We start from the raw sequence: 26,150 nt of genomic DNA, 5'->3' as shown, positions 1-26,150 counted from the left end.
TCATTCTCCTTAAAAATTCTTTGTTTATATCTATGTACATTGTTTGTACAAAAATTTTTTCATTTGACAGGAAATTTACGCAATTTCCTATCAAATGAAAAAAGGGGCAGGGATCTTTGTCCGAAGCCCTGCCCCCTCTTTCGTTGAGCTATGTAAAACTATGAATAAAAAACAACACTTATATTTCTTAAATTGGCTTATCCGATTGCTGTCATACCGCCATCTGCGTATACAATCTGACCCGTCATGAAATCAGATGCATGAGATGCAAGGAATACTGCCGGTCCCATACAATCTTCTACGGTACCAATTCTCTGTAATGGTTTATCATCACCAAGGTGAAGAATTTCCGGATGCTCTTTGATCAGATCTTCCATCATCGGTGTTACTGTATTTGTAGGTCCGATAGCGTTTACGCATACTTCCGGTCCAAGGTCGCATGCAGCTGTTCTGGTAAGCATATCCAGCGCACCTTTTGTTGTACAGTAGCTTGCGTTTCCGCCTAAGCATGCACGTGCACCACGTGTGGAAGATACGTTAATGATCTTGCCGTATCCGCGCTCTTTCATCTGTTTGCCAAAGTATTTGCAAAGCATTGCGATACCAACAACATTTACCTGAAGCATACCGTCCATAATTTCTTTCGGGAGTTCTGTCAGGTGATGTTTTACGTTGTATCCCTGAGAATTTACAAGTACATCAATGTAACCTTTGTCTGCGATGATCGTATCGTATAATGCCTTGATGCTTTCCTCATCAGATGCATCTACGGTGTATACAGTTACATCTTTTCCTGTTTTCTCTTTGATTTTCTCTTTTGCTTCCAGCAGTTTCTCCATGTTACGGCTTGCGATAGACACATCTGCACCGTAAGCTGCAAGTGCCTCTGCGATGCCTGCGCCGATTCCGCCATGTCCACCAACTACTAAGGCTTTTCTGCCGTCCAGTCTAAACATTGTTCCAAGATCAAATTTGTATGTTTCGCTCATTTTGTAAAAACCTCCTTATTTGTTTTCAACTAGCCTATTTAATTGCAAAATGTGTGCCAGTTTTTTATTTTTATCAAATCCCCGTAGTTACGGTATTTTCTGTACTTTCTCCCGAAAAGACGCCTGTTTTTTCTGCGATTTTATTTGCATGACTGCTAATTTTTTTCAAAAACGCAAATTTTTTGTCTGATTCCGGTCTTATCTTGCAAGCGGCGGGATACCAAGAATCTCTCTTGCCTCTGCCGGTGTTGCTACCTGTTTTCCAAATGTTTCTACTGCTTTTACTGCACGCTCTACCAGACCAACGTTCGTTGCCGGAACGCCTTTGCTGAAGTATACATTATCTTCCAGACCAACACGAATATTGCCGCCCAGTGCCAGTGCTGCATACATGATCGGCAGATGCTGTTTGCCAACGCCAAATGCAGACCAGGTAGAACCTTCCGGAATATGATTTACCAGATATACCAGATTCTCTACCGTTGCCGGCATACCACCCAATACTCCAAGGCAGAACTGATAGTGGATCGGTGTGGATAAATGACCTTTTCCCGCAAAATAATTTGCGATACCAAGCATACCTGCATCAAAAATCTCTACCTCCGGTTTGATGCCGCGCTGCATATACACGTCACCTAACTCCTCCAGGAACTGTGGCGGGTTCATAAATACTCCGCCCGGCATCCAATTGAACGTACCGGCATCATAACTTCCCATCTCAATGCCATCCAGCTCTTTGTGATGTCTCATACGGTCTTCATAAGTGGCTGTACCGGTATTGTCGCCGGAAGAAGTACAGTTGATGATTACATCACAATCTTTTTTCGCACGGATCAGTTTGATGGTCTCCTCAAATTTCTTCTCATCCATACATCCGATACCTTCATCATTTCTCATATGAAGATGAACGATGGCAGCTCCCGCTTTCCAGCATTTGTAAGCGTCCTCTGCAATTTCTTCCGGTGTCAGCGGAATACTTGCATTTTTCTCCTTCGGTGTTACGGCTCCTGTCAGTGCTGCGGTAATAATAACTTTATCCATTTTTCTTTTCCTCCAAATTTTTATTTTTTTCCTATTCTCTGTAATTTTGTGATTTTAATATCTTTCCATAATACCTCCCATTTTTATTTCATCTGCTTCAAGTCGAACGCATGTGAAGCTTCTCACAAAGAACAGTTATCTTTTTGCAAATGCGCAAATTTTTTTTCCAAAAACCAGATGTATGTTGTTCCAAATACAGCCGATCTTCTGTTTTTTACCTGAAAACCCATGCAAAATGCTATGAATTTTTCGCATTCCCCCTCTTATACTGCAAAAACCATGCCTGTATGACGATGGCATCAATTTTGCACAATTATTAAGTATCAAAAAAATAAATAAATGAAAGATCAGGAGGTTTTTACGATGAAAACTTATAAAGCTGCCTTTGTCGGCACAGGAATGATTGGTGCTGGTCTTGCTGCCAATGCCGCTTTGAACAATTTTGACGTTACCTTATACGATGTCGTTGACAGGGATAAAATGAAGTCCAACTTAACACACATCATGGATATTCTGGTAGAAGCGGAAGCTATCACACAGGAGGAAGCAGATGCTGCGCTGGCAGATGTCCGTTACACCAATGATCTGGAAGATGCTGTCCGCGGAGCAGATTTCGTACAGGAGTGTATTCCGGAGCGCCTTCAGTTAAAACAGGATACTTACCGGACGATTCAGAATGTAACCGGTCCGGATACCGTGATCGCAAGTTCCACATCCGCAATCTTTCCAAGCAAACTGCAGGAGGGCGCTATGTATCCGGGTTCCATCGTCGTTGGACATCCGTACAACCCGTCTTATCTGCTTCCGCTGATCGAGATCTGTGGTGGAGAAGGTGCAGATCCGACCATTATGGCAAAAGCAAAAGAAATCTACGAAGCAATGGGAAAAGTTCCGGTTATCTGTAAAAAAGAGATCAACGGATTCGTTGTAAACCGTCTGTCCTGGGCAGCGCTTGCATCCGCAAAAGAGTGTATTCAGGAAGATATCTGCTCCGTAGAAGATATCGACAAAGCCATCATGTACGGTCCCGGTATGCGTATGGCTGTCACCGGTCAGATGCTTACCATGAGTCTCGGTGTAGACGGCGGTTTCCGCAAAATGGCAGAAAAATACGGCAACGAGCCATCCGAATACGATGAAATCTATGCACAGGGTGTAGATGAAGAAATCGCAAACCGTCCGGACTGGCAGGGAAATACAGTTGATGATGTATGCAAATACAGAGATAAAATGTTTGTACAGCTTTTAAAACTGCAGAAACTTTTGTAATTATTTGGCTTTGTGTATGCGAAATTTATACAGATGAAAAAATAGTAACCTGTTGAACATATTTCTTGTCTATATTATAATGTGACAGTAGTAGCATTTATTTTTACATAAGGGAGACAAGAAGGGGAACAAAATGACAGACAGAGAAATCATGCTCTCCGCGGAGCAGCGTATTGATGAACTGATGAACAAAATGCTTGGTTCTGATCCCGTTTCCAAAAAGCAGGTCCTTCAGGAACTCAAAGCAGTCAAAGAGTCTGTTCATCAGGTTACCACATCTACTATTGATTACCAGATCGTTGTCGATAATCTGGATGATAATATTTTAATTGCAGATGCATCTGAAACAATTTTGTATGTGAACAAAGCATATCAAAAGTCTTCCGGTATTCCAAAAGAAAACCTGATCGGCAAAACCGTTTCTCACATTGCAGAAACCACCGATTATTTCACGGTTACCACCGTGCCGGATGTTATTCAGAAAAAAGAACCGGTGATGAAGCTGTCCTATCTTCCGGGACAGAAGAATCCTAGTATTGTTGTTGGCATGCCGATTTTCTACAGTAATGGGGAATTGCAGTATATTATAGCAACCAACCGCGAATTATCTACCTATACGAATCTGCGTGATAACTACAACACATTTTTAAATCTGCTTTCTGATATGAAATCTGCCAAGAATGCCGTACAGGTCATTCAGGAAACTTTTACCTTATCCGAAAAGCAAATGATCGGCGAAGGAAAAGAGATGACTCAGATCCGAAAGTTCATCTCCAATGTTGCATCCACAGATGCCACCGTTCTGGTTACCGGAGAATCCGGTACCGGTAAAGAGCTCATCGCCGATGCAATCTATACCGCAAGCAAACGAAATAACATGCCTTTTATCAAGATCAACTGTTCTTCCATTCCGGCACAGCTTCTGGAATCCGAACTGTTCGGTTATGAAAAAGGTGCTTTTTCAGGTGCAAATGCACAGGGTAAAAAAGGTCTGTTTGAAGCAGCCAACAAAGGTACGCTTCTGCTGGATGAGATTGGCGATATGCCGATGGAGCTGCAGGCAAAACTGCTGCGTGCCATCCAGAGCAATGAGATCACCCGCGTAGGCGGTACCAAACCGATCCCTCTGGATATCCGGCTTATCGCTTCTACCAACTGCAATCTGAAAGCAAAGATTGCGGAAGGAACATTCCGAAGCGATCTGTATTACCGTCTTCACGTTATTCCGATCAATGTTCCACCATTGAGAGAACGTAAAGACGATATTGCGCTTTTGTGTGAGCACTACATAAATATCTTCAATGAGAAATACGACAAACACCTTGTATTATCCGAAGAAAATAAAGATGCCTTGATCGGCTACAGCTGGCCGGGCAACATCCGTGAACTTCGAAATATCATGGAATATTTGGTGGTATGCGCCTCCGATATGGATCATCTGGACAACTCTTTCCTGTACAGTATCTTTGATCTGGAGGGCATAGATTCCTATATGGAAGTCAAGAAAAATATGACCTTATCCGAAGCGGTTTCTTCTTACGAAAAAGAATTTTTAACCCTTGCCATCAAGGATGTTAAGAATCTGAAAGAAGCCAGTGAGATTCTGGATGTGGATATTTCCACGGTTTCACGAAAATTAAAACAACATGGATTATCTTTGAAGAAATAAGTTACCTATTTATATTTCTCAAACGTTCAAGAATGCTTTTTAACAAACAGGAGACGGTGTATCCGAAAAAGATCCATCGTCTCCTGTTGTGCAGAACACGGGCTCACGTACGTTCAACCTGCATTTGCAAAATATCCTGTTTCTTTTTGCAAAAATACCTGTTTCTTTTTAGGAAATCACGAAAAAAGCCCGTTTTACGCTGTTTAAAAACTGGCATGATATTTGCATTAATATAAGTATCAGCGAAAGCTGGGAGAACAGAGGAATATACTTAGAACTTAACAATTGCCTTTTTATTTTTTAGAATTACCCTTCCTCATATAGAATAATATAAATTGATTTTTTCATTCTGTTCTCTTCCTCGTTAAAAAGAACCAGATTGTCCTGCCCTGACACTCTGGTTCTTTTTCATCTCAGACTGAGATGATGCGATACTTAATACCTAGTCTTCTCATCAAATACTTATATTATTTTGCCAGAATATCACTCTCTGCATCGATCAGATGCGTTGTCATCCATTTAGCAGCTTCCTCTTCCTTCTGGTTCTTTACTGCCATATAAATCTTTCTATGTACATCCAAAATCAGCTCATACCGCACCTTCTGTGTGCTTTTCTTGCCTCTGTTCAGAATCTCTGTCAGAGATTTTTCAAGCACATTCCTGCACACCTGCAGCATAATGGAATACATACTGTTCTGGGAAGCCTCCGCCACAGCTACATGAAACTCCATATCGCACGCCATAAATTCTTCCGCATTTCCAATTGTACTTTCTGATCGCTGAAGAATTGTTTTTATTCTCTCCAGATCCTCATCGGTACGGCGTTTCGCTGCCAGACGTGCCGCTTCACACTCTGTCAGACGTCGAAATTCCAGAATTTCTTCAATGGTCATGCCCTTCATCTGAATGATGGTCTCCAGAGACTGTACGGCATTATCTACATTTAATTCCTGCACAACGGCTCCGCTGCTGCCGGAATAAATTTTTATATATCCTTCCCGCTCCAGCATACGCATCGCTTCACGTATGGTCGGACGGCTTCGGTGCATCATTTCCATCATTTTTCGTTCCGATGGAAGCCGCTCACCCGGATGGATTTCTCCGTCCAGAATCAACTGTCTGATCTGATTATAGATTTCTTCGCTCGCCCGTTTAGTCTGAACAGGCTGTAATTCAATCTGAATTTCATTTCTCATGCGTTTCCTGTCCTTTCACATATGTTGTAATTATAGCGATTTAATTGTATCTGTGCAAGGATAAAAACGCAATTATAAAAAGAACCAGGTTATCCTGCCCTGACACCCTGGTTCTTTTTCATTTATAACATTTTTTCTTATTCTTATTTGACCATACCGGACAGACGACCTGCTACACCTGATTTTTTCAAAAGCATGTAGATCACAAATCCGATCACGATACCTGCGCCGGTCTGGAATGCCAGTGCCGGAATCTCGATAATGGCGGTTTTTCCACCATACAGCACAACTCTTACCAGTGTGTACGCAATGATGTGAAGCACACCACCTGCAATGGCACCGATCAGGAAAGATCCTTTTTTATCTTTTAACACTTTGTGCATAATCAGTCCCATTACAATTGCCCACATGCATTTGATCAGCAATGTTGGAACAACCCAGTAGAAATATCCGCCAATAAAATCAGATAATCCGCCGCCGATGGCACCTGCAATGGCACCTTTTTTCATACCGAATAAAGCAACGGTCAGCAGGATCATGCAGTCTCCCAAGTGTACATAACCACTGATGGTCGGGATTTTAAAAATATAAGTTCCCAAAAATACCAGAGCAGCCATTGCTGCTGTCACCGTGATATCAACGGTCCGGATCTTCTGTCCGGTGCTTGTTACATTTGTCTGTGCATCCATTTTCTTTACTCCTCTCAAACTCTCCATTTTTCATTTTTGTCATTTTTTCTGATAAAATTCGTCTTAATAAAGTCACATTCATCAGTCGCATATTTTCAATCGGATTATACTGCTTACTCGTAATTAATATTAACTCTGACAGCATAAATTAGATTGTCTTTAATTCCATGAATTTCTTCGCATTGTTATAAAATACATCTTCCAGCTGTGCATCATTTAATCCACAGGAATAAACACGCTGAATCTCTACACTCGGATGATGGAACGGGGAATCGATACCGAACATGACGCGCTCGCTTCCCACGGTCTCATAAGCATTTTTGATCTGACATCCCATCGGCATTCCGGATACTTCCAGAAACAGGTTGTCATATTTGTACGCCATGTTCAGACTGCCTTCGATATAAACACCATGTCCGTGTCCCATATGGATCATAACGGTCGGCACATGCGGATGGCGCTCTGCCAGCAGACCGATCTGCCACGGCAGGGAATAAGGCGGATGTCCACAGTGGATAAATACCGGCTTTTTGTACGCTTCTGCAATCTCCATGATCGGATCCACCATCGGAGAATCCGCGGTAAATGCATCAAAAAGCGGCTGCATTTTTACCCCTGCAAAATTTTCATCCCGCAGATAATGCTCCAGCATATCATATGCTTCCTGTCCTTCATTGGCATTTACCCAGCAAAGCGGAATGATCTTGTCCGGCGCTGCCTGATATGCCTCTTTCAGTTCCTTATTCAGATGACATCCTGCCGGACAAAGAATCGTTTTTTCAATATTGTACTCCTCCATCTGTTCTGTCAGACGGCTGAGGTCAAAATCAATGTTAAACGGACTTCCGAATTTTCCAATGTGGGAATGTGCATCTATTTTCTTAAAATGGTTATAGTGGTTATCCATAAGAAACACCTCTTCGTTCTTTATGTTTTTCTGATAAATTTTGCTTTGTTTGATTATAATGTTTTCACCGATGATTAACTTGGTGTCTATCTTAACCCCACATTGGTATATTTAACACTTCCAGTTTTTGCATTTTTGACCATGCCAGTTTTGGCTACGAGTGGCGCGGATGAATGGAATATAACTATTTTTGATAAAGTTTGACTTGGATTTTAGAGGAGTTTCCGTGAACTATTTTTTAGAGTAGACAATCAATCCCTAAGTATGCTATGTTAGATGTACTGCGCCTCTAGGCGCCAATCTCAACGGGGAGGATATTAACGTGACAAACTTAATGTCTGTATTTGAGATCATCGGTTCCATTGCATTTGCAATTTCCGGAAGCATGCTGGCGATTAAAAAAGAAATGGATCTGTTCGGTATTCTGATTCTTGGTATCGTGACATCCGTAGGCGGCGGTGCCATTCGTGACATTGTCATCGGTAACACTCCGCCTGCGATGTTTCAGAATCCGAAATGTACGGTTATTTCATCCATTACGGCAATTGTTGTATTTCTGATCTGGAAATTGTACAACAGAAATACCATTGCAGAAAAAATCGCCCGTCGTACGGATAACATGTACCACAATCTGTTGTTCTGGTCCGATACATTGGGACTGGCAGCATTTACGATTCTTGGTATGGAAGCTACCATCAGTTTCCTACATACGGATCAGTGTCTGCTCATCGCATTTGTCGGTCTGATCACAGGCGTTGGTGGCGGTATTCTGCGTGATCTGCTGGCAGGAGAAATTCCTTATGTATTGCAGAAGCATATTTACGCAACGGCGTGTATTTTCGGTATTGCAGGGTACTATGTGCTGTATCACTTTATACCGGAAAGTATTGCTGCATTGATCGGATTTTGCCTGATTCTGGTCGTTCGTTATCTGGCAAAACAGTTTGAGTGGAATCTGCCGCGATAAAAGGCAAAAATGATTTCAAAATTTATGTATTGAAAAAGAAATCTGGTTGTTTTGTCTTGCACGCTAACAATCGCTTAGCAAGAAAAAACGGCCAGATTTCTTTATTTACGTTGTATGATATTTGCTTTTTACTATATTCAAGTCGAACGCACGTGAGACTTGGTGCGTGATTCTGGTCAGCGCAAGCTGACATCTTCTTTTCAGAATCACTGCGCTCTACACTCCGTCCCGGTCGGCGCAAAACCATTGTCTTCCAGACAATGTGCGCCCTTGCGGAGCATTTATCTCAGTCGGAGATTGAACTCCCACTGAGAAATACTTGTTACTACTCACCACTTGCAGAAGTGGGAGTCTCAACTCAGACTGAGATCAATTTTTAAACAGATATTTATATTTACGCATCTGCTCAAATAAAATATCTTGAACGCGATTTTTCTCCTGTTCAGAATAACCCGGTATTTCCTTTAATAATCGTTCTACATCTTTTTTTGTAAAATGAAAATACAGATTTGTTCCGCATACTTCTTCTGAAACATCCAATTGTTCCTCAAAACTACCGCTGATTGTTTTTGCCCTTACTTCTGAAAGCGCATCATATACATCGGTTCCCAACGGATAGTCCATGCTTGTGTCTGAAAGCAAACCAGCGCCATGATCAAAGATAGGACAATACGCAAAGTCACCTTTTTGATTCATCAGCACAGCTATATTGTGCATATGACGATCTTCGTTTACAAACAGCGCATCAATTGTCAGCAATTTGTTCAGATAGATTCCAAAATCTTTCAATCCGGTAATACGCTCCACCTGCATCACCAGAAATTCAAACCGCTCCTTCACAGAAGATTGTACATGCCATACCGCTTCATACAAACTTTTCTGGAAAAAATTTTGAAACAAGCGCTCCAAGGTTATAATCTGCCAGTCATCATACAAAAAATTTTTGCTTTTTACACCATTATAAAAAACATTTTTATATTTTATCTGTTCATAATCGTATTGTACAAATTCATTTTTTCCCAAAGAAGATTTTTCCAGCAAGTGCGATACCATATATTCGGCAAGTCCTTCATATCCGGTACAATCCGCTTTGTACCAGATACCTTCATTTTCCCATTTAAGCTGATTTCCCTTGGAAGACTGTCTGTCGGCTTTTCGTTCATTCTGTTCAAACAATTCGATCATGAATTTCTCACCTCTCTATTCGAATCCAAAAATGATCTTCTGCCATTCTGCCTTCCGTCTTCTGAATGATCATCAGCGGATCATAAAATGGCAGATCAAGATCTTTTAATATCAGTTTCATTTTATCACGGCTTTTTGGAAAACAACGGGACTCTAAAAATGCCTCATAGTCTTCATAGGTTGGTTCCTTCAGATTTCCAAAAGCCTGAAACATAATATTATCTGTATAATTTTTGATTTTTACCCGTTTTTTTAGTTCGTCTACATCGATCAGCGTACATATTTCCTGCTCATGCATATACCACATACGCAAACCATATTCCTTGTCCGGAATCTGTATTTTCATAACGTACTCCGGATGATTTTCTAATATTTTTAATAATAGAACAACCGGACCGGTAATTTTATCTTCTTTTGTTTCCCATCGTTCCATGGTTGCTTTGGAAACACCTAATAATTCCGCAAATTTCTTCTGCGTTAACTGCAATGTTTTTCGTACTCTTTTTATATCTGAACCGGTCACATATTCCTGAATTGCAAAGTTTATATTATTCATATGATATATCACCTCTTTTTTATTAAACCATTATTTTGATGGCTTTTCAAGCAAATAAACACTTATTATGATGGTTTTTATAAAAATGAATGTACGTGTTGAAAAAGAAATCTGGTCGTTTTGTCTTGCACGCTAACAATCGCTTAGCAAGAAAAAACGGCCAGATTTCTTTATTTACGTTGTGTGTATCACTCATTACTATGATGATTTTGAAATCAAATATACTTATTTTCCTTCTGTTCCGGCTTCATACTGGCTTCCTTTCAGATGATTCTGTTTTATATAGACCGCTTGTTTCTGATACCGCGTCCAGAGCATCCTGTTCATGCTTCAGATGCATCAGACATATTCGGTAAATCATATCGCAATTGCGCTGATAGACCGCTTCCATCTGCGCTTTTGTAAGTACACTCATTATCCCCTGACTCCTTTCACTACTAACACGACTGTGAATTGCATTTTGTCCATTAATAAAAAAATTTTCTTAAACAAAAAAGCCGTGTACAACAGACAATCATTATCTGTTCTACACGACTTTTTTATGAGCATCCCGCTTCGAATTGCAATCCCAGACGTTACTCTTACAGCCAACTCATCCCAGGCACCCTCACGGCACACAAGAGGTCCTACTTAGGGCTGCTCCATTCCTAACCTGACCCGGTTCATAAGTTCCTGTTGCGTGAGACCCAAAAATCTACGTCGCTTATAAGAGGCAGCTCTACAATTGACAACCCTCTACGGGATATCACCCCAACTATAGCGGATTGATGGTACAAGGTACCGCTACCACCCCGGCTGCTCAGTTTCTAAGTATATCATCAGGTGTTGGTAACTGTCAACAGATTTTCCTTCATTCACTCTATCCATTTTTCTTTTTATACTTTTTATTTTTCTTTATACCTTTTTATACTTCTTTATAGTTTTTTATACTTTTTTCAAGAACCTCAATCTCCTGATTTTTATACAAATTTTCACTCAATCTTTTTGACAATTTTTCAAAAATACTCCTGAAGCCGCTACATGGTTTCAGGAGTATTTTTCTTTTGTTTTTTCTTTTTCCGTAATTCTTTAAAAAAGCTGCTCAGCATAGAAGAACATTCTTCCTGGCAGACACCCTGCACAATTTCCACCTGATGATTAAATCCTGCGATCTGAAGCAGGTTCAGAACCGATCCGGCACAGCCTGCTTTCGGATTCATGCTTCCGATCACCACGCGGTCGATCCGCGACTGTACCAGTGCCCCGGCACACATCTGACATGGTTCCAATGTCACATACATTGTACAGCCTTCCAGCCGCCAGTCTCCCAGTTTTTTGCTCGCCTTGCGGATTGCATTTAATTCCGCATGGGATAAGGTATTTTTGTCTGTGTTTCGACGGTTGTAACCACGGGCAATGATTTTGCCGTCTGCATCATTTACAATGACGCAGCCAATGGGTATTTCATCGATGGCATATGCCTTTTTTGCCTGTTTTATGGCTTGTTTCATGTATTTTTCATCTACAGTCATTACTATATCCTTTTCATTCCTAAGATACAACTATTCTACCCGAAAAAGCTACATGAGGCAATTCATAAAATTCACATTCTTTTGGGCAGATTGGTTTATATAACGGATCTGCCACGATAATTTTTTCATCTTTCAATGCTTCTTCCATGGCTTCTTCGCCAAGGACAATAGCGTCTTTTTCTCCGATTAAATCTTCGCATTCTTTTAACGGACACAGTACACGGGTTGAACGTCCATATGTTTTTTCAATGCCAGCTGCCAGAGAGCCCATGGTGACAGGCTCACCGATCAGGGTGATTTCGACGTCTTTCTGCATGCGATTGTTCAGATATACGATGATCGAACTTCTTTCCTGTTCCTCTACTTGTTCCAATGCTTTAGAAATATCCTCTGCCAGCCATTCATTTGGTGTTCCGATCACATACGGTGTTCCAAATTTTTCCTGGAGCACTTTTGCTGCCCGCAGTCCAACCACAGACGCTACCAAGTTGACATTCGCTGCTTCTGCCATTTGCAGGGTTTCCAATGCATCGCCCATCGCCCAGGTGGAAAAAACATTCCAACCATATTTGTGCAGATTTTCTTTCAGGAGTTCTACGTTTTTCTGTGGTCCAAAATCTAACGGCGTTACACCTAACAAGTTTACACTACGTCCAAATTTATTTTCCTTTTCCAGCAAATTCAAATTCTGTGTTTTTTCCATAAACCGTTTTGCGATTTCTTCCAGCGCAATACCTGCGCCGTACACATAATCGTGCATACCATTCGTTGGCACAGCAAACGTTGGAATCCCGGTTTCTGTCTCAATCACTCTTGCGATCGCCGGAAAATCGGTTCCATTCATAAAAGGAATCGGAGAACCTGCAAGTGCAATAAATTTCGGATGCAGTTCTCTGGCGGCATGTTCGATATCATCAATAAATTTCCGGTCATTTCCCATGATCGCATCAATTTCCGTAAGACCTGAGATAAAGATCAGACTGTCCTGATCGTACCAGCGGATCTCATCGTGTGTATTGTAAGTAGAATTACATCCGGAAGGATCGTGCATGACTGTCATTCCGCCCAGCTCGTACAATGCGGAACAAACGCCGGACACATCTGCCGTATAAATTGGTATGATTCGATAAGATTGTCTCATAGGCAGCACTCGCACCCCCATCCCTTTTGTACTACAAGTTTTTCCGTGTCTTTTTCCTCGCGGTATGCTTCCATCATCAGTTCGGCGGTTCTGCGGATACTGTCAAATCCATACAGACCTTCGCCCTGCACCAGATTGACAAAATGACGGCTGCGACTGAAATATGCCGCTTTCTGTCCGATCGCAAGCACTTCCTGTTCGCCGCCTCTTGGCAGCACGCGCATTTTCACCTGAATCGTTGCGATCAATTCCAGTTCCGGTACATGTTCCTGCAGCCAGTCAAATGCTGCTTTTTCCTCCGGACTGATACCATCCAGATACACCGCTTTGACGTTAAATCCATGCGTCAGAAGCAGTTTTGCCAGTCCCAGCGGTCGCGGATGATACAGATAATCCAGCGTGATCGGCATATCTTTGATCAGCGCTTTCGCTTTTGCCAGAACTTCCTCACAGGCAGAACGTTCCACATCCAGTGCCTCCCTGCTCACTTCTGGAAGTCCCAATGCATCTGTCAGTTGCTTTAACTGCTGCTCAATTTCTTCATAATCAAAACTGCCCGGCAGATACAGATGCTTCCGTGCTAACCGCTGCGCCTGCGTCTCCATGCCATATTTTCCCGCCGGATAAATGTCAAGAAACAATCTTCCCTTACTCATATCCAACAGGTCCTGCCACGTTTCACAGGTTGGAAGTTCCCGCACGGTATAACCATATCGTCTCAATAAACGCTTGATATCACTGCTTTCATTCAATGCAAAATCACTGCCAAACACCGATACTGTTTTTGCATCCGGCTCACATTCCGGCAACGGATCATACATGGCTTTTCGCAGCTTCTGATCCGGCGTCAGACCATGTTTTTGCATGATCGGATCCATGTAACAGCGGATAAAACAAATATCCGGGAAACGGCGTTCCAGCTCGTCATAAATATAATTCAGATTGCTTCCCACAAAATGGTGCAGACATACTGTAAACAGCAAAACTGCTTTTGGATGATCTCCACGCTTGTTCAACACGTCCGTTACACCTTCAATCGTGATGTCCTCTAAATTGCCGTTTAAAACATGCTGTTCTTCCACAATGACAAAAGAAAAACGATCTGCCGCGTTCATTTCCGCCGCTGTCAGCACAACGCCGCGCATGCAGTTGTCCGCGCAGACATAAATCTGAATTGCCTCTGGAACCTGCATTCCCGTATGTACGATGTTCCAGTTGCCATGAACCGGTGAATTGTACTCCAGTTCTGAGGCAAATGGTGCAGGAAAGGATGCGTCTTTGATTTTTACCACAGCGTCCTTTGGATCTACTGTTTCACCTACTCGCTGCAACATCTAAGTTTCCTCCTGTAATACGCCACCACATAAGATGTACATCTTTCTAGCAATCGTACGATATTCCTCTGCCATAGCACTTTCTGGATAACATTCCATCAATGTCATCCCCTGTTCTTCTGCCAATGCCACTTGCTCGCTGTGGGATAACGTTCCAATCACCTTTGTATGAAAATCGTCTGCCAGTTCTGCCACTTTTTCTTCTTCTCGCGGAACATCCCGGCGATTTAAAATAATTCCGCCAAGCTGTGCATAACCACGGTTTTTAAAATTATCTACTGCCATGGCAATATTTGCCGCCGCGTGAATCGCCATATTTTCTCCGGAAGTAATGATAAACACCTTGTCTGCGTAACCGTTTCGCATCGGCATGGAAAATCCGCCACAGACTACGTCTCCAAGCACATCATATAAAATGACATCCGGCTTGTATACATCATACGCCCCGGTTTCTTTTAATTTTTCCAGTGCCGTGATAATGCCGCGACCGGCGCAGCCAAGTCCCGGTGTCGGTCCACCTGCTTCCACGCAGATTACACCGTTGTAGCCAATGCGGATCATATCTTCCAGCTGCAACGCCTGTTTTTTCTCATTATATAAATCCAGTACGGTAGGAACTGCTTCCCCGTGACGAAGCTGAATCGTGGAATCTGCTTTTGGATCGCAACCGATCTGCATCACCGTTAAGCCCAGTTCTGCCAGTGCTGTTGCCACGTTGGAAACTGTGGTGGATTTTCCGATTCCGCCTTTTCCGTATACTGCTATCTTGATCACTGTTCTGCTCCTTCCTCTGCCGGAGTGATGACATTGGAGTACGCGGTTTTCGCGGATACTCCTTTTAAACGCCCGATTTTTCCGGAAAGTGCGCTGATGGTATTTTGCGGCGCATCAATGGCAATACTGATGATGCTGATGCCCTTCGGGCGATATGGGATGCCCATTCTGCCTACAATGTACTGACGCGCTTCGTGAAGCATTGCATTTAATTCTTCGATGGCGTCTTCCTGCTCTACAATAATTGAAATAACCGCCACTCTGGTGTCCATGTCTGGTTTCCTCCTTTTCTGGCTGATAATTTATTTTTTGAAGCGCATGAAAGCAGAGAAAACGACACGCAGACACGAACAATTTCCTGCATACGCTGCGCCGCTTATCTCCGCCCGTTCCCGCGAACTCACCCGCAAAACCGGCGGGTTCAAACACACTCCCACGGGCGGGCTATGCTCGCTTCTGCAACGGAAATTGCTCTACCGTCTTGCGTTGCAGTTTTCTTCTGCTCTTCATTGCGCATTCACAAAATGACTTTCTAGCAAATTCTTGGAAGTAGCTCGCCGCCCGGCTGCGGCAACAATGCCTGTGTACCGATCTCTGTCTCCATTACGACTCTGCCCGGCTCATCGGCAATAACTTCTCCGATAATCGCTGCATCTGCGGAATACGGGCATTTGCGTAATGTTTCCACAATGGCATCTGCCTCTTCCTTCGGTGCCATGATGACAAGTCTGCCCTCGCATGCAAGGTATAACGGCTCCAGTCCAAGCATTCCGCAAACTCCTTTTACTTCCGGCTGTACCGGAACAGCTGCTGCATTCAGACGGATTCCCACATTGCTCTGTCCTGCAATTTCATATAAAACGGTTCCGACACCGCCTCTTGTGGCATCGCGGATGACATGCAGATTGTGTGTAGTGTCCATTACAGCTTTTACAGTTCCCCATAACGGTGCACAGTCACTGGTCACATCCGCATCAATACCAAAATCTTCTCTCTCTAATAAAATGGTGCATCCATGACGTCCGATATCACCGGTTACAATGATCGCATCTCCCGGTTTTGCCAGCTCGCCGCCAACAGTTACACCTTCCTGAATCTCGCCCATTCCTGTGGTTGTGATAAAGACGCCGTCCACTTGACCTTTTCCGGCTACTTTTGTGTCTCCGGATACGATATGTACGCCAGCTTCTTTTGCTGTTTTTTCCATTGCTGCTGCAATCTCTTCCAGTTTTTCCATCGGAAAGCCTTCCTCAATGACAAAGGCGCAGGTCAGATACAGCGGTTTTGCACCCATGCAGGCAAGGTCATTGACGGTTCCACAGATGGACAGTTTTCCGATATTTCCACCCGGGAAAAATGCCGGGGACACGATAAATCCGTCTGTGGATACTGCCATTCTTCCTGCTGGCGGAACCAATACCGCCGCATCGTCTGCGGTCAGATCGGAGTTTGCAAAATGTGCTTTAAACACCTGATCGATCAGTTCAGATGTCTGTTTTCCCCCGGCACCATGTGCCATTGTGACTGTTTTATTTTCCATTATTTTTTCCTTCTTTCTATTTACTTTACGAACGATTTATGCTAAGAGAGAAACACATGCAGACACGGCTAATTTTCTGCATCCGTTGCGCCGCTTATCTCCGCCTGTTCCCGCGAACTCACCCGCAAAACCAGCGGGTTCAAACACACTCCCACAGGCGGGCTATGCTCACTCCTGCAGCGAAAATTAACCTACCGTCTTGCCTGTGTTTCTCTCTTTAGCAACAAATCTGTTATATAATTTAAATTTATGAATACTGATAATATGCGGAGCAGGATCCCTCGCCAGATACCATGCAGGCTCCTACCGGATGCTGCGGTGTACAGCCTTTTCCGAACACTTTACAATCGGATGGTTTGCATTTTCCCTGTAATACGTCTCCGCAGCGACATGCAGGATTTGGTTTTCCTTCAATTTTTGGCATCTGATATTTGATACGGGCATCAAAATTCTGCCACTCTGGTCGTAACTTCATTCCAGACGCCGGAATCACGCCCAATCCACGCCATTCGGAATCACATGCTTCCATCATTTCATCTACCAGAACCTGCGCTTCTTTGCTTCCATCCTGTGTCACCACACGCGGATAACAGTTTACGAAAAACGGCTTTCTTTCCTGGAATTTTACCAGTGAAACCGCCAGCGCTGTCATCAGTTCCCTTGCGGTAAATCCTGCCACAACACCGCTGACGCCTTCCTCGGTCAGCGCTTCGCATAAACGTGTTCCTGTGATGGCATTGACATGTCCCGGATATAAAAATACATCTGCGCTGCCCTTTAATGCCTCGTAAGCCTGCGGCATGGTCTTATTTGCAACCAGTAAAGAATAGTTGTCCAGACCATCTTCTTTTGCCGCTTTTACGGACAGACACCCCGCCGGTGTCGTTGTCTCAAATCCAACGGATAAAAATGTTACCTGCTCTTCCGGATGCTCCTTCGCATATTTTTCAGCATCTGCCGGTGAATATACAATGTGGATTTTTGCGCCCTGTTCTCTGGCTCCCGCAAGGCTCATCTTTGTACCCGGCACGCGCACCAGATCGCCAAACGTACAGATCGTCACGCCTTTTTCCAGTGCCAGATAAATCGCCTCATCAATAAAGCTGACTGGTGTTACACAGACCGGACATCCCGGTCCTGAGATCAATTCCACCTGCTCCGGCAGCAATTTTCGGATACCCAGACGGAAAATTTCATGAGTGTGGGTGCCACACACTTCCATGATCCGCACTTTCGGACCATTGTAATTTTCAATGATCTCACGGGCAGTTTTCTTTTTATTTTCGCTGTTTGTCTCCCCCATTACAGAAATTCCTCCATGAGCTGGTCTGTTTCGTTATCATCCTCATCGGTGATCTTTGCGATTGCCACACCGGCATGAACCATAACGTAATCTCCCGGCTCCAGATCTTCCAGAAGCTGAGAGGAAACTTCTCTTTTTGCACCGCCAGCGTCAATGACAGCCGTTCCATTACTGATTTTTACTACCTTTGCTGATAATCCTACACACATTTATTTTTCCTCCTAAAAATGCAATTATTTGTCATTGCATATATAAATGTTAAATATCTTTTTGTAACCAATGCATTCCGTAAGCTGCCTGTCCGATGGCAATTCCACCATCATTTGGCGGAATCATACGATGGCGCAACACCTCAAAACCTTCCTTCATCAAGCGTTCTTCTGTCAAATGCAGCAATAATCGGTTCTGAAATACACCACCACTCAAAGCAACCTTATTTCTACCGGAACTTTTTCGTGCTTCTATACAAGCTGCCACAATTTGTTCTGCCAACATCTGATGAAAGAGATAAGCCAATGCTCCACTGTCTGCACCTTGCAATTTTGCTTCTACAATTTTCTGCACCAGTGCTTCCGTATTCAACACACACGATACTTCAGATTCAGATACAACCTCAGATTCTTCTCCTGTTTTTTGTTCTACAAGATATTTCCGCAATGTATTTAATGCATTTATGATTATTGTATCTGTAAACAAATTCTCTGCATCATTTTCATCTGCTGACTTTGCAATTACATCCGATTCACTGCTCTGTTTTGCGTTTTCTGCCAGTCTGTTTTTCTGCTCAAATGCCTCTGCCGCAAACTGCAATGCCGTAGATGCCTCGCCCTCAAAACTCGACTGCCGTCGGATTCCCAAAATTGCGCTGACCGCATCAAAAACCCGTCCTGCGCTGGTTGACATTACTGCATTGATCTTTCGTTCCGCCATTGTAAACTGCACCTTGCTTTCCTGTTCGCTGCAAAGCCCCAATTTTTCAATGATCTCCCATGCTTTCGCCCGGTCTTTTGTATATCCATAGATCATGGAAACAGCGATACGCCATCCCTCTTTTGCAGAAGCGTCTCCACCAATCTGTAAAAACGGTGTAATGCTGCCAAATCTCGTAAAATCCTGATAATCCGCCAGCAAAATCTCTCCGCCCCAGATCGTACCATCCGTTCCGTACCCGGTTCCGTCAAAGGAAACTCCAATGACCGGCTCCTGACAGTCATTTTCCGTCATGCAGGATAAAATATGTGCATAATGATGCTGCACCTGAAGCATCGGATAGCCAAGACTTTCTGCCACAACCGTAGAATTGTATTTCGGATGCAGATCACAAACGACTACCTGCGGCTCCACTTCCAATAATGTCTGAAACCGGTGAATCGTCTCCTGCAAAGCTTTTACCGTCCGCAGATCTTCCAGATCTCCCACATATGGAGAGGGATAAAAACGACTGTCCACACCGATGCAAAACGTATTTTTCAACTCACCGCCAACCGCAAGCACCTGCCCTTTCCAGTCCACTGATGTCATAAACGGCAACGGTGCGTAACCTCGGGAACGCCGAATCATATACGGTTCATTTTTATAAAAATCCATGACTGTGTCGTCGGCACGAATCCGAATTTTTCGATTGTGAGATAAAATGGCATCGCACAAATGAGATAACTCTGCGACCGCTTCCTCATCATCCCGACAGATCGGCGCACCGGAAGTATTTCCGCTTGTCATCACCAGTAAATCCGGCATTTTGATTTCATCATCATACTGAAAAATCAATAACTGAACCGGTGCATAAGGAAGCATCACACCAACTTTCGGATTTCCCGGTGCCACAGACGGAGCAAGTCGTGTCTCAGATGCATTTTCCAGTTTTAGTTCTTTATCCAACTGTAGTTGATTTTCTAACGAACCTGTTTTACTACCCGCTTCTATATCTATAACAGGATTCGCATTTCCCAACTCCAGTTGTTTTTCTCCTGTCATTTGCACATCTGGGCGTCTGTCCAGCAGCATGATCGGCTTCTGATGCCCGGTCAGAATCGCTTCCTGCTCTGGTGTCACAATACATTCCCGCTTTACCACAGTTTCATCTTTTGCCATAATCGCAAAAGGTTTCGCCGGACGACGTTTTAACATACGCAAACGACTGACCGCTTCCTCATTTGTTGCATCACAGCACAAATGAAAACCACCGATTCCCTTGATTGCCACGATTCCACCATCGTGAATCACCTGTCGCGTATACGTAATAGCCTCCCTGCCACGCTCGGCTCTGCCGATCAGATACACCTCCGGACCACACTCATTGCAGCACACCGGCTGCGCATCGTAACGCCGCGTCTCCGGATCATAATATTCTTTCGCACAATCCGGGCACATCGGAAACTCCTTCATGCTGGTACGTTCCCGATCGTACGGCAGCGAATCCAGAATTGTCAACCGCGGTCCGCAGCAGGTACAGTTGATAAACGGATGCAAATACCGCCGATCTTTCGGATTGTACATTTCTTCCTTACACTCATCACAGATGGCAATATCTGGAGAAACAAAAATCTCGCCTTTTGTCTTTTCACTCTCGATAATGTCAAAAGCATCAAACTGCGGTGCATCCTCTGCCGAAATATCCTCTGTATTTATTTTTAAAATCGCCGCTCGTTTCGGTGGACGTTCCTCTAAATCTTTCAGAAATCCATCTACCTGATCAGCGGAACCCTGCGCATAAATTTCCACATACGGTCCTTTATTACAGACATTTCCACGAATCCCGTTTGATGTCGCATGGCGGCTCACCGTTGGTCGAAAACCAACCCCCTGAACGATACCGTAAACTCGGATTCGCCGTGTTATTTCACTCATTTCTACTTTCTTCTCCTGTTTGACTTGAAATATTCATATACACTTGGCATTACATTAATGCCGTGCACAAAATTAATATGGATTGCACATATGCAGTTCGGACGATAGAGCAATTTTCGTCGTGGATGTGAGCATAATTTCGCCCCCGTGAGTGTGTCTGAACCCGCCGGGTTTGCGGGTGAGTTCGCGGAAGGGGGCGATAATCTATGGCGCAACAGCCACAGAAAATTGTTCGTGTCCGAATGCATGTGTACAACCATATTAATTGTGCATGGGGCACAATCTCCCGTTACGCCAGTCGACCAGACACTGCAAAATGCACCGTATCCACGAATATCCCCTCAAACTTCGGCGTCATCCGCTCCATACAATGATCCGCATAGATCACATCAAAATCGCCATTTTCCACCAGCTCGATATAATCATCCTCATCCCGCAAATGCAGATCTCCATCCTGCCGAAGTTCGGGCTTCATCATAAACCAGCTTGCCACCGTCACCTGCGCATCCGGCGCTTTTTTCAAAATTTCTTCCCGGATTGTATTTCCGATTACCTGCTGCTGCACAACCAGCACCTTTTTCCCGCTGTAATCCATATCAGAAACCAGTTCATCCACCAACGGATAACCGATCTCATACGGTGTTCCGAAAGTTCTCTCCAGATATTTTGCTGCTTCTAACGCCGCCGGTGCCACCACGATATGTTTTTCCACATTAGATACGGTTTTTACATCATCCAATCCATTTCCCATACCGTAACAAATGGCATTTTTTCCTTCTGCCGCAAAACGCTCCCGGATGCGGTCTGCCGCACGCAGATCACTGATATCCTGCGGCGTCATGCCAAGGATTCCGATATTTCCCGGAACCATTTCTTCTTTTTCCCCGGCAAACACACGAAACAGCTCCAGCCATGCTTTTGCGCTGCCTTTGTCATACAGTTCCATACCATCGGTGTCCACCGTCAAAATCGGCAGATCCACTTTTTTCTCCGTCATACGCTTTAACGCATGATAATCCGTTCCGATGACAGCCGGAACCGGTGTTCCAATGATCGCCACAAATTTTGCATCCAGCTTTGTCACCGCATCCGCAAGTTTTGCCACCAGACGGTCATCTCTGCCAAGAATCGCATCCATATCGCGAAGCCCTGCGCTGAACAGTGCACTTTTGCTCTCAAACCAGCGCGGCTCATCGAATCCACAGATATTTCCGGTACAGCCGCCGGCATCACAGATTACGATAATTCCGCCAAATTCATATAACACAGACACCGCGCCGGACTGATCCGGTGCAAAAGGTGTCAGATATTTTCTCAGTCCTCTCATTGCTCTATACCTCCGCCAGTGCCTCAAACAGTCTGCGGACACCGGCATAACCGTATGGCTGCCGCTCCCCGTTCCAGAGCACATTTGGACAGTTTTTATGATAATAACCGGCATCTTTTCCAATGGTGAGATTTACTTCGGAATCTGTTCCGTCGTAATACAGCATCGTCGGTTCCAGATTGGAAAATACTTTCGTTTCCGGGCTCAATGCCGCCAGCTGTTTCATATAGACAAAATTTTCACCGGATAACGTTCCGTAAATCTCCGGCACATGGAAACCATAACGTACCAGTGCCAGCGCCAGTTCAAATGGATCTCCGTTCATCCACTCACCCACTGCAAAGGATGCATCCGGATGAAGTTCTTTAAATTTTGCCACCGCAGCTTCTGCTGCTTTCCGCGGTTCCTCATCATCAAATGTGATACCAAGAGCAGCGCCAAAGGCACGATACTGACTGGCAATCTTATCAACCTGATATAATCTGCGCAACTCAATATATGGAATTTTCAACCGATCATGAAAATCCTCTGCTGCAAACCTTGCTTCCGGGTGAAGCACTAAGTTAAAGTTCGCCTCTGACATGGTCTGATATTCTTCATAATCCTTACATCTGGAAATCTCATGAATCGTCTTTACCCCCGCGCCATGAAGTAGATCATACAGCTCACAGTCATCCACCAGCGGGGAGAAAAATCCCAACAGATTCACCACATTTCCTTTTTTCTTCTTCGGCTCAAGCAGGGAATAAATCGACTGACGCACGTGCACCATCGGCGGCTTGCGTCCCTCTCTTGTCAGCGCATACATATAACACGGTTTTACCGGAAGTCCCGCTGCTTCCTCCGCCTTGCGACAGACACGCTCCATATCCGTTCCAAGTAGCGCATCCACGCAGGTGATACAGATCATCACAACGGATGGCTTTTTCTCCAATCCCTCACAGATTTCTGCCACCGCTTTCGGAATTTTTTTCAAATGGCGACCAGTTACAATATCCGTTTCATCCATCAGCAGATAATAAAAACGATCGTGATAAGCCCGCATAGAACTCAAAACTGATGTATTTCGCCCGCAGCATCCCGGTGCCACGATCAGCATAATGGAACCCGGAACCGCCAGTCCCGCACGCTTGACACCAAAGCCCTCCGCTCCCGGTGAGTTAAAAGCCAGCGTCGCCGGAGAACTGTAGATCAAATGCGTATGGGAAATGAGCTGCTGCGGAATGTTCTCTTTTCCAAAACGATTCAGTTCTTCCACCGTACAAAAATATGCTTCCTGTCTCATATATTTTCCTCTTCTTTCCATAAATCAGTCCACTCTGTCTTTCAGAATGCCTGCTGCCTTATGCGTTTTCCTCTTCCTTTAATAATAATTCCGCCAGATCAAAGAAACATTTGCTGATCTCGGAATCCGGATCACCCTCGATCACTGTTTTTCCCTGATCTTCCCATCGGATAATTTCATCGCTTCGCGGCACTTCGCCCACGATCGGCACACCGATTTTTTCTGAAAATGCCTGCACCTTTTCCGTCTCATTTTCCACATTTCGATGGTTCAGCACGATACCAAATACACGGGCATAACTGCGATCCTCAAAGTTGCGTACCGCACTGGAAATATTATTTGCTGCGTACAGCGCCATTTTTTCTCCGGAAGTAACGATCAGAACTTTCTCTGCATAACCCTCGCGGATCGGTGCTGCGAAACCGCCACAGACCACGTCACCCAACACATCATACAAAACCACATCCGGCTTGTAATGTTCAAACAGTTCCATATCTTCTAAAAGCTGGAATGTCGCAATGATTCCACGACCTGCACAGCCAAGTCCCGGCGTCGGTCCGCCAGTCTCGATACAAAGAATCCCGCCGTAACCTTCCTTTGAAATCTGCGCCAGCTCATCCGGCTCCTCATCCTCTTCTCTCATGTAATTCATTACCGGGCGAAGCGGCTCTCCCCCAAGTAAATTGATCGTAGAATCTGCTTTCGGATCACAACCGATCTGAATGACACGTTTTCCCATATTTGCAAAAGCGGCTGCCAGGTTGGAAGTCACTGTGGACTTTCCGATACCGCCCTTTCCGTAAATTGCTACCTTTAACATACTTTCCTCCTGATATTCCCTTACACAACTGCAATATTTCACGTATACTCGACTAAAATTTTCCGCATCCTACCACAATTTATGTTTTCTTAGTTTTCAAGAATGCTCCGGCATTCTTGTTGCGAGGTGCGCGTCATGCAATTGCATGACATACTTCAACTGCGCACCTCTGTAATCCTGCCGGAGGCTATATCAGATGGGGGATTGGCTCCCACCACTGATACTAGCTTGTTTCTCACCACCTATAGAGGTGGGAGTCATCTCCCATCTGATATATTTCACAAATCAAAAAGAACCATCTTCCCGGCAATTCGTCGGAAAAATGGTTCTGTAAATCCAGTCCTCTCAGGTCTCACATCTATCTGATTCAAACAACTAACCTGAATAAAAATACATGTTCCACTGAAATATATGCCAAACTTCACTGCCATTATCCAAAATTGAATGCAAAACTTCATGTACATTCAGCTCAAGTTGAATTTCAGCCCAAACATTATACTTTATAATTTTACGATATGGAACAACTATTCCCGCTCGGATCTTCCTTGCCGTCAGAGTTTTCTTATTTTATTTTGCAGCCAGATCATAGACACATTTTTCATAACCAACTCGTTGCTCTGCCTGCGTACCATAAAGCAATCATTCACGATCGCTTTGCTTTCTGCTTTCCTATTGCGTCTTTTTCACCAAATATTTTACTTTTTAAAATAAATGCATGAATCAGAGACAATATTTTAAATCAGTATATTTATTGTACTTGCTTTTTTGCAAATTAGTCAACTATAACCTCTTGATATAAGAAAGTCCCCCTGCTTATTGCTTTTCACAATCGTTACAGGAAACTTCTTTAATTTGTTTAAATTGTAACTCCACCGGATACTCCTGAAAATAAACCGGCGACGTGATGCAATCCGATTCCACGATCGTAAACTTTGCATGACTCGCAAAATATTCCGGATATAACTCGTCCGCCTTCATAATACTTTTCGGCGGACAGCGCAAACATTCATAAATTCCTGCCGGCATGCACTTATACTCCGGCAGCTCCTCGCAGTTTTCAAACACTTCCACGTATACAAAATACGTCACCTGTCCATCTTCCACATCTGCCATCATCCCGGAAGGATAATTTGCCGATAGCTGATGCTTCTGCGCCAACTCAAACAGTTCACTCAGCTTTTTATGAAATTCTACCGAAGACAGTCCTTCCTTAATTTCTCTTCTTAAAATATTCCGCTCCGGAATCTCTCTCCTGTAAAATCCTTCACAATCCCGGTATTTTTCCGTATCCTGAATGCCCCGTTCTGCCAGCTGCAAACGTTTCAGACAGCTCTGCAATTCACCGATTTTTTCATAAGCACGAATCTGACCATCCCGAAGTAACCCTTTCAGGTCAAACTCTCCTGTCGGCTCCACATACTGATTCCAGTTTTTCAGCGGAATATCCAGAATCTGCAAAAACTTAATCATATCCACAGCCAGCATCTGCTCATTTTTGTAATAACGGTATCCCGTATCCGGGTCGCAGTATGCCGGTTTCAGGATTCCTATTTTTTCATAATAGCGCAGAGCCTTGATAGAAACCTGCTTCACTCTTGCCACTTCCCCAATTGTCATATACCCGTCCATGTGCGCCTCCATACTTTTTATTTATGTGCTCTCAAAATTCTTTCTTATATACATAAGCCTCTTATAAACTTACAATCGTACCTGCCCATTTTATCTTGTATACATTTCCTTTTTCCTTGACTCTGCCCTTAGGGTAAGGTTTACAATAATTTTATCAAACATAAACATGTT

The 26,150-nt window shown here is 43.9% G+C and carries 24 protein-coding genes and 1 other RNA gene; 3 read left to right on the top strand and 22 right to left on the bottom strand.

Annotated features, from left to right (window positions below):
* Window positions 1-197 precede the first annotated feature (197 nt).
* The gene (locus DXB15_RS00855; RefSeq protein ID WP_242979917.1) at window positions 198-989 is read right to left on the bottom strand and encodes an SDR family NAD(P)-dependent oxidoreductase; all 792 of its coding nucleotides are present in this window, start codon (window positions 987-989) and stop codon (window positions 198-200) included.
* Window positions 990-1,187: 198 nt separating this feature from the next.
* Window positions 1,188-2,030 carry a 3-keto-5-aminohexanoate cleavage protein gene (locus DXB15_RS00850; protein ID WP_109216744.1) on the bottom strand — a complete coding sequence of 281 codons (843 nt, stop codon included), beginning with the start codon at window positions 2,028-2,030 and terminating at the stop codon, window positions 1,188-1,190.
* A 363-nt stretch (window positions 2,031-2,393) separates the two neighbouring features.
* Here DXB15_RS00850 and DXB15_RS00845 point away from each other — a divergent pair, with 363 nt between their 5' ends.
* Both DXB15_RS00845 and DXB15_RS00840 read left to right on the top strand, forming a co-directional pair.
* A complete protein-coding gene (locus DXB15_RS00845) occupies window positions 2,394-3,299 on the top strand; it encodes a 3-hydroxyacyl-CoA dehydrogenase NAD-binding domain-containing protein (RefSeq protein ID WP_118701748.1) in 906 nt (301 codons plus the stop codon).
* Between the two features lie 133 nt (window positions 3,300-3,432).
* Window positions 3,433-4,968, top strand: a complete 1,536-nt coding sequence (locus DXB15_RS00840) for a sigma-54 interaction domain-containing protein (protein WP_118701747.1) — start codon at window positions 3,433-3,435, stop codon at window positions 4,966-4,968.
* A gap of 467 nt (window positions 4,969-5,435) precedes the next feature.
* Here DXB15_RS00840 and DXB15_RS00835 read toward each other — a convergent pair whose 3' ends face one another.
* From DXB15_RS00835 to DXB15_RS00825, 3 genes are all read right to left on the bottom strand, one after another.
* Entirely contained in the window at window positions 5,436-6,164 is a 729-nt protein-coding gene (locus DXB15_RS00835) for a FadR/GntR family transcriptional regulator (protein ID WP_118701746.1), read from the bottom strand.
* 143 nt (window positions 6,165-6,307) lie between these two features.
* Entirely contained in the window at window positions 6,308-6,853 is a 546-nt protein-coding gene (locus tag DXB15_RS00830) for an ECF transporter S component (protein ID WP_109216740.1), read from the bottom strand.
* A 148-nt stretch (window positions 6,854-7,001) separates the two neighbouring features.
* Entirely contained in the window at window positions 7,002-7,760 is a 759-nt protein-coding gene (locus tag DXB15_RS00825; protein WP_109216739.1) for an amidohydrolase family protein, read from the bottom strand.
* Window positions 7,761-8,082: 322 nt separating this feature from the next.
* On the opposite strand from DXB15_RS00825, the gene DXB15_RS00820 reads away from it, so the two are divergent.
* Complete coding sequence (locus DXB15_RS00820) at window positions 8,083-8,727, top strand: trimeric intracellular cation channel family protein (RefSeq protein ID WP_109216442.1); 645 nt, start codon at window positions 8,083-8,085, stop codon at window positions 8,725-8,727.
* A 369-nt stretch (window positions 8,728-9,096) separates the two neighbouring features.
* Here the strand turns inward: DXB15_RS00820 and DXB15_RS00815 are convergent, their stop codons facing one another.
* The 17 genes from DXB15_RS00815 to DXB15_RS00740 form a co-directional block, all read right to left on the bottom strand.
* Complete coding sequence (locus DXB15_RS00815) at window positions 9,097-9,912, bottom strand: hypothetical protein (RefSeq protein WP_118701744.1); 816 nt, start codon at window positions 9,910-9,912, stop codon at window positions 9,097-9,099.
* Window positions 9,913-9,919: 7 nt separating this feature from the next.
* Window positions 9,920-10,468 (bottom strand): helix-turn-helix domain-containing protein, encoded by a 549-nt coding sequence (locus DXB15_RS00810; RefSeq protein WP_109216444.1) that lies wholly within the window; start codon window positions 10,466-10,468, stop codon window positions 9,920-9,922.
* Window positions 10,469-10,715: 247 nt separating this feature from the next.
* Complete coding sequence (locus DXB15_RS16865) at window positions 10,716-10,883, bottom strand: hypothetical protein (RefSeq protein WP_158582160.1); 168 nt, start codon at window positions 10,881-10,883, stop codon at window positions 10,716-10,718.
* Window positions 10,884-11,009: 126 nt separating this feature from the next.
* An RNA gene (gene ffs / locus DXB15_RS00805) (signal recognition particle sRNA large type) lies at window positions 11,010-11,271 on the bottom strand.
* Between the two features lie 213 nt (window positions 11,272-11,484).
* A complete protein-coding gene (gene tadA / locus DXB15_RS00800; protein WP_118701743.1) occupies window positions 11,485-11,979 on the bottom strand; it encodes a tRNA adenosine(34) deaminase TadA in 495 nt (164 codons plus the stop codon).
* Between the two features lie 19 nt (window positions 11,980-11,998).
* Window positions 11,999-13,120: a nitrogenase component 1 gene (locus DXB15_RS00795; protein WP_118701742.1), complete on the bottom strand. Its 1,122-nt coding sequence runs from the start codon at window positions 13,118-13,120 to the stop codon at window positions 11,999-12,001.
* Window positions 13,117-14,454, bottom strand: a complete 1,338-nt coding sequence (locus tag DXB15_RS00790; RefSeq protein ID WP_118701741.1) for a nitrogenase component 1 — start codon at window positions 14,452-14,454, stop codon at window positions 13,117-13,119. The genes DXB15_RS00795 and DXB15_RS00790 overlap by 4 nt, the downstream gene beginning before the upstream one ends.
* Window positions 14,455-15,228 (bottom strand): nitrogenase iron protein NifH, encoded by a 774-nt coding sequence (locus DXB15_RS00785; protein WP_109215792.1) that lies wholly within the window; start codon window positions 15,226-15,228, stop codon window positions 14,455-14,457.
* Window positions 15,225-15,500: a TM1266 family iron-only hydrogenase system putative regulator gene (locus DXB15_RS00780; protein WP_109215791.1), complete on the bottom strand. Its 276-nt coding sequence runs from the start codon at window positions 15,498-15,500 to the stop codon at window positions 15,225-15,227. The genes DXB15_RS00785 and DXB15_RS00780 overlap by 4 nt, the downstream gene beginning before the upstream one ends.
* A 260-nt stretch (window positions 15,501-15,760) precedes the next feature.
* Window positions 15,761-16,768 carry a hydrogenase expression/formation protein HypE gene (gene hypE, locus DXB15_RS00775; protein ID WP_118701740.1) on the bottom strand — a complete coding sequence of 336 codons (1,008 nt, stop codon included), beginning with the start codon at window positions 16,766-16,768 and terminating at the stop codon, window positions 15,761-15,763.
* 247 nt (window positions 16,769-17,015) lie between these two features.
* Window positions 17,016-18,071 (bottom strand): hydrogenase formation protein HypD, encoded by a 1,056-nt coding sequence (hypD, locus tag DXB15_RS00770; RefSeq protein WP_118701739.1) that lies wholly within the window; start codon window positions 18,069-18,071, stop codon window positions 17,016-17,018.
* Window positions 18,071-18,280 carry a HypC/HybG/HupF family hydrogenase formation chaperone gene (locus DXB15_RS00765; protein ID WP_109215788.1) on the bottom strand — a complete coding sequence of 70 codons (210 nt, stop codon included), beginning with the start codon at window positions 18,278-18,280 and terminating at the stop codon, window positions 18,071-18,073. The genes hypD and DXB15_RS00765 overlap by 1 nt, the downstream gene beginning before the upstream one ends.
* A 49-nt stretch (window positions 18,281-18,329) precedes the next feature.
* Window positions 18,330-20,918, bottom strand: a complete 2,589-nt coding sequence (locus tag DXB15_RS00760) for a carbamoyltransferase HypF (RefSeq protein ID WP_118701738.1) — start codon at window positions 20,916-20,918, stop codon at window positions 18,330-18,332.
* Window positions 20,919-21,207: 289 nt separating this feature from the next.
* On the bottom strand, window positions 21,208-22,245 hold the full coding sequence (locus DXB15_RS00755) for a nitrogenase component 1 (protein WP_118701737.1): 1,038 nt from the start codon (window positions 22,243-22,245) through the stop codon (window positions 21,208-21,210).
* Between the two features lie 4 nt (window positions 22,246-22,249).
* Window positions 22,250-23,530 carry a nitrogenase component 1 gene (locus DXB15_RS00750; protein ID WP_118701736.1) on the bottom strand — a complete coding sequence of 427 codons (1,281 nt, stop codon included), beginning with the start codon at window positions 23,528-23,530 and terminating at the stop codon, window positions 22,250-22,252.
* A gap of 58 nt (window positions 23,531-23,588) precedes the next feature.
* Window positions 23,589-24,350 carry a nucleotide-binding protein gene (locus DXB15_RS00745; protein ID WP_109215784.1) on the bottom strand — a complete coding sequence of 254 codons (762 nt, stop codon included), beginning with the start codon at window positions 24,348-24,350 and terminating at the stop codon, window positions 23,589-23,591.
* A gap of 813 nt (window positions 24,351-25,163) precedes the next feature.
* Entirely contained in the window at window positions 25,164-25,979 is an 816-nt protein-coding gene (locus tag DXB15_RS00740) for a MerR family DNA-binding transcriptional regulator (protein WP_158582159.1), read from the bottom strand.
* Window positions 25,980-26,150: the final 171 nt, after the last annotated feature.

Source organism: Roseburia sp. OM02-15 (assembly GCF_003481835.1).
Taxonomy (GTDB): domain Bacteria; phylum Bacillota; class Clostridia; order Lachnospirales; family Lachnospiraceae; genus Eubacterium_I; species Eubacterium_I ramulus_A.
This window is presented reverse-complemented; position numbering and strand designations above follow the sequence as displayed.

Excerpts from the sequence above, each read along its gene's own strand:
- DXB15_RS00780 (WP_109215791.1), bottom strand. The coding sequence starts at position 15,500 with ATGGACACCAGAGTGGCGGTTATTTCAATTATTGTAGAGCAGGAAGAC.
- DXB15_RS00830 (WP_109216740.1), bottom strand. The coding sequence starts at position 6,853 with ATGGATGCACAGACAAATGTAACAAGCACCGGACAGAAGATCCGGACC.
- DXB15_RS00790 (WP_118701741.1), bottom strand. The coding sequence starts at position 14,454 with ATGTTGCAGCGAGTAGGTGAAACAGTAGATCCAAAGGACGCTGTGGTA.
- hypD (WP_118701739.1), bottom strand. The coding sequence starts at position 18,071 with ATGGGGGAGACAAACAGCGAAAATAAAAAGAAAACTGCCCGTGAGATC.
- DXB15_RS00750 (WP_118701736.1), bottom strand. The coding sequence starts at position 23,530 with ATGAGACAGGAAGCATATTTTTGTACGGTGGAAGAACTGAATCGTTTT.
- DXB15_RS00795 (WP_118701742.1), bottom strand. The coding sequence starts at position 13,120 with ATGAGACAATCTTATCGAATCATACCAATTTATACGGCAGATGTGTCC.
- DXB15_RS00745 (WP_109215784.1), bottom strand. The coding sequence starts at position 24,350 with ATGTTAAAGGTAGCAATTTACGGAAAGGGCGGTATCGGAAAGTCCACA.
- DXB15_RS00840 (WP_118701747.1), top strand. The coding sequence starts at position 3,433 with ATGACAGACAGAGAAATCATGCTCTCCGCGGAGCAGCGTATTGATGAA.
- DXB15_RS00835 (WP_118701746.1), bottom strand. The coding sequence starts at position 6,164 with ATGAGAAATGAAATTCAGATTGAATTACAGCCTGTTCAGACTAAACGG.
- DXB15_RS00740 (WP_158582159.1), bottom strand. The coding sequence starts at position 25,979 with ATGGACGGGTATATGACAATTGGGGAAGTGGCAAGAGTGAAGCAGGTT.
- DXB15_RS00855 (WP_242979917.1), bottom strand. The coding sequence starts at position 989 with ATGAGCGAAACATACAAATTTGATCTTGGAACAATGTTTAGACTGGAC.
- DXB15_RS00850 (WP_109216744.1), bottom strand. The coding sequence starts at position 2,030 with ATGGATAAAGTTATTATTACCGCAGCACTGACAGGAGCCGTAACACCG.
- DXB15_RS00755 (WP_118701737.1), bottom strand. The coding sequence starts at position 22,245 with ATGAGAGGACTGAGAAAATATCTGACACCTTTTGCACCGGATCAGTCC.
- DXB15_RS00845 (WP_118701748.1), top strand. The coding sequence starts at position 2,394 with ATGAAAACTTATAAAGCTGCCTTTGTCGGCACAGGAATGATTGGTGCT.
- DXB15_RS00765 (WP_109215788.1), bottom strand. The coding sequence starts at position 18,280 with ATGTGTGTAGGATTATCAGCAAAGGTAGTAAAAATCAGTAATGGAACG.
- tadA (WP_118701743.1), bottom strand. The coding sequence starts at position 11,979 with ATGACTGTAGATGAAAAATACATGAAACAAGCCATAAAACAGGCAAAA.
- hypE (WP_118701740.1), bottom strand. The coding sequence starts at position 16,768 with ATGGAAAATAAAACAGTCACAATGGCACATGGTGCCGGGGGAAAACAG.
- DXB15_RS16865 (WP_158582160.1), bottom strand. The coding sequence starts at position 10,883 with ATGAGTGTACTTACAAAAGCGCAGATGGAAGCGGTCTATCAGCGCAAT.
- DXB15_RS00760 (WP_118701738.1), bottom strand. The coding sequence starts at position 20,918 with ATGAGTGAAATAACACGGCGAATCCGAGTTTACGGTATCGTTCAGGGG.
- DXB15_RS00825 (WP_109216739.1), bottom strand. The coding sequence starts at position 7,760 with ATGGATAACCACTATAACCATTTTAAGAAAATAGATGCACATTCCCAC.
- DXB15_RS00810 (WP_109216444.1), bottom strand. The coding sequence starts at position 10,468 with ATGAATAATATAAACTTTGCAATTCAGGAATATGTGACCGGTTCAGAT.
- DXB15_RS00815 (WP_118701744.1), bottom strand. The coding sequence starts at position 9,912 with ATGATCGAATTGTTTGAACAGAATGAACGAAAAGCCGACAGACAGTCT.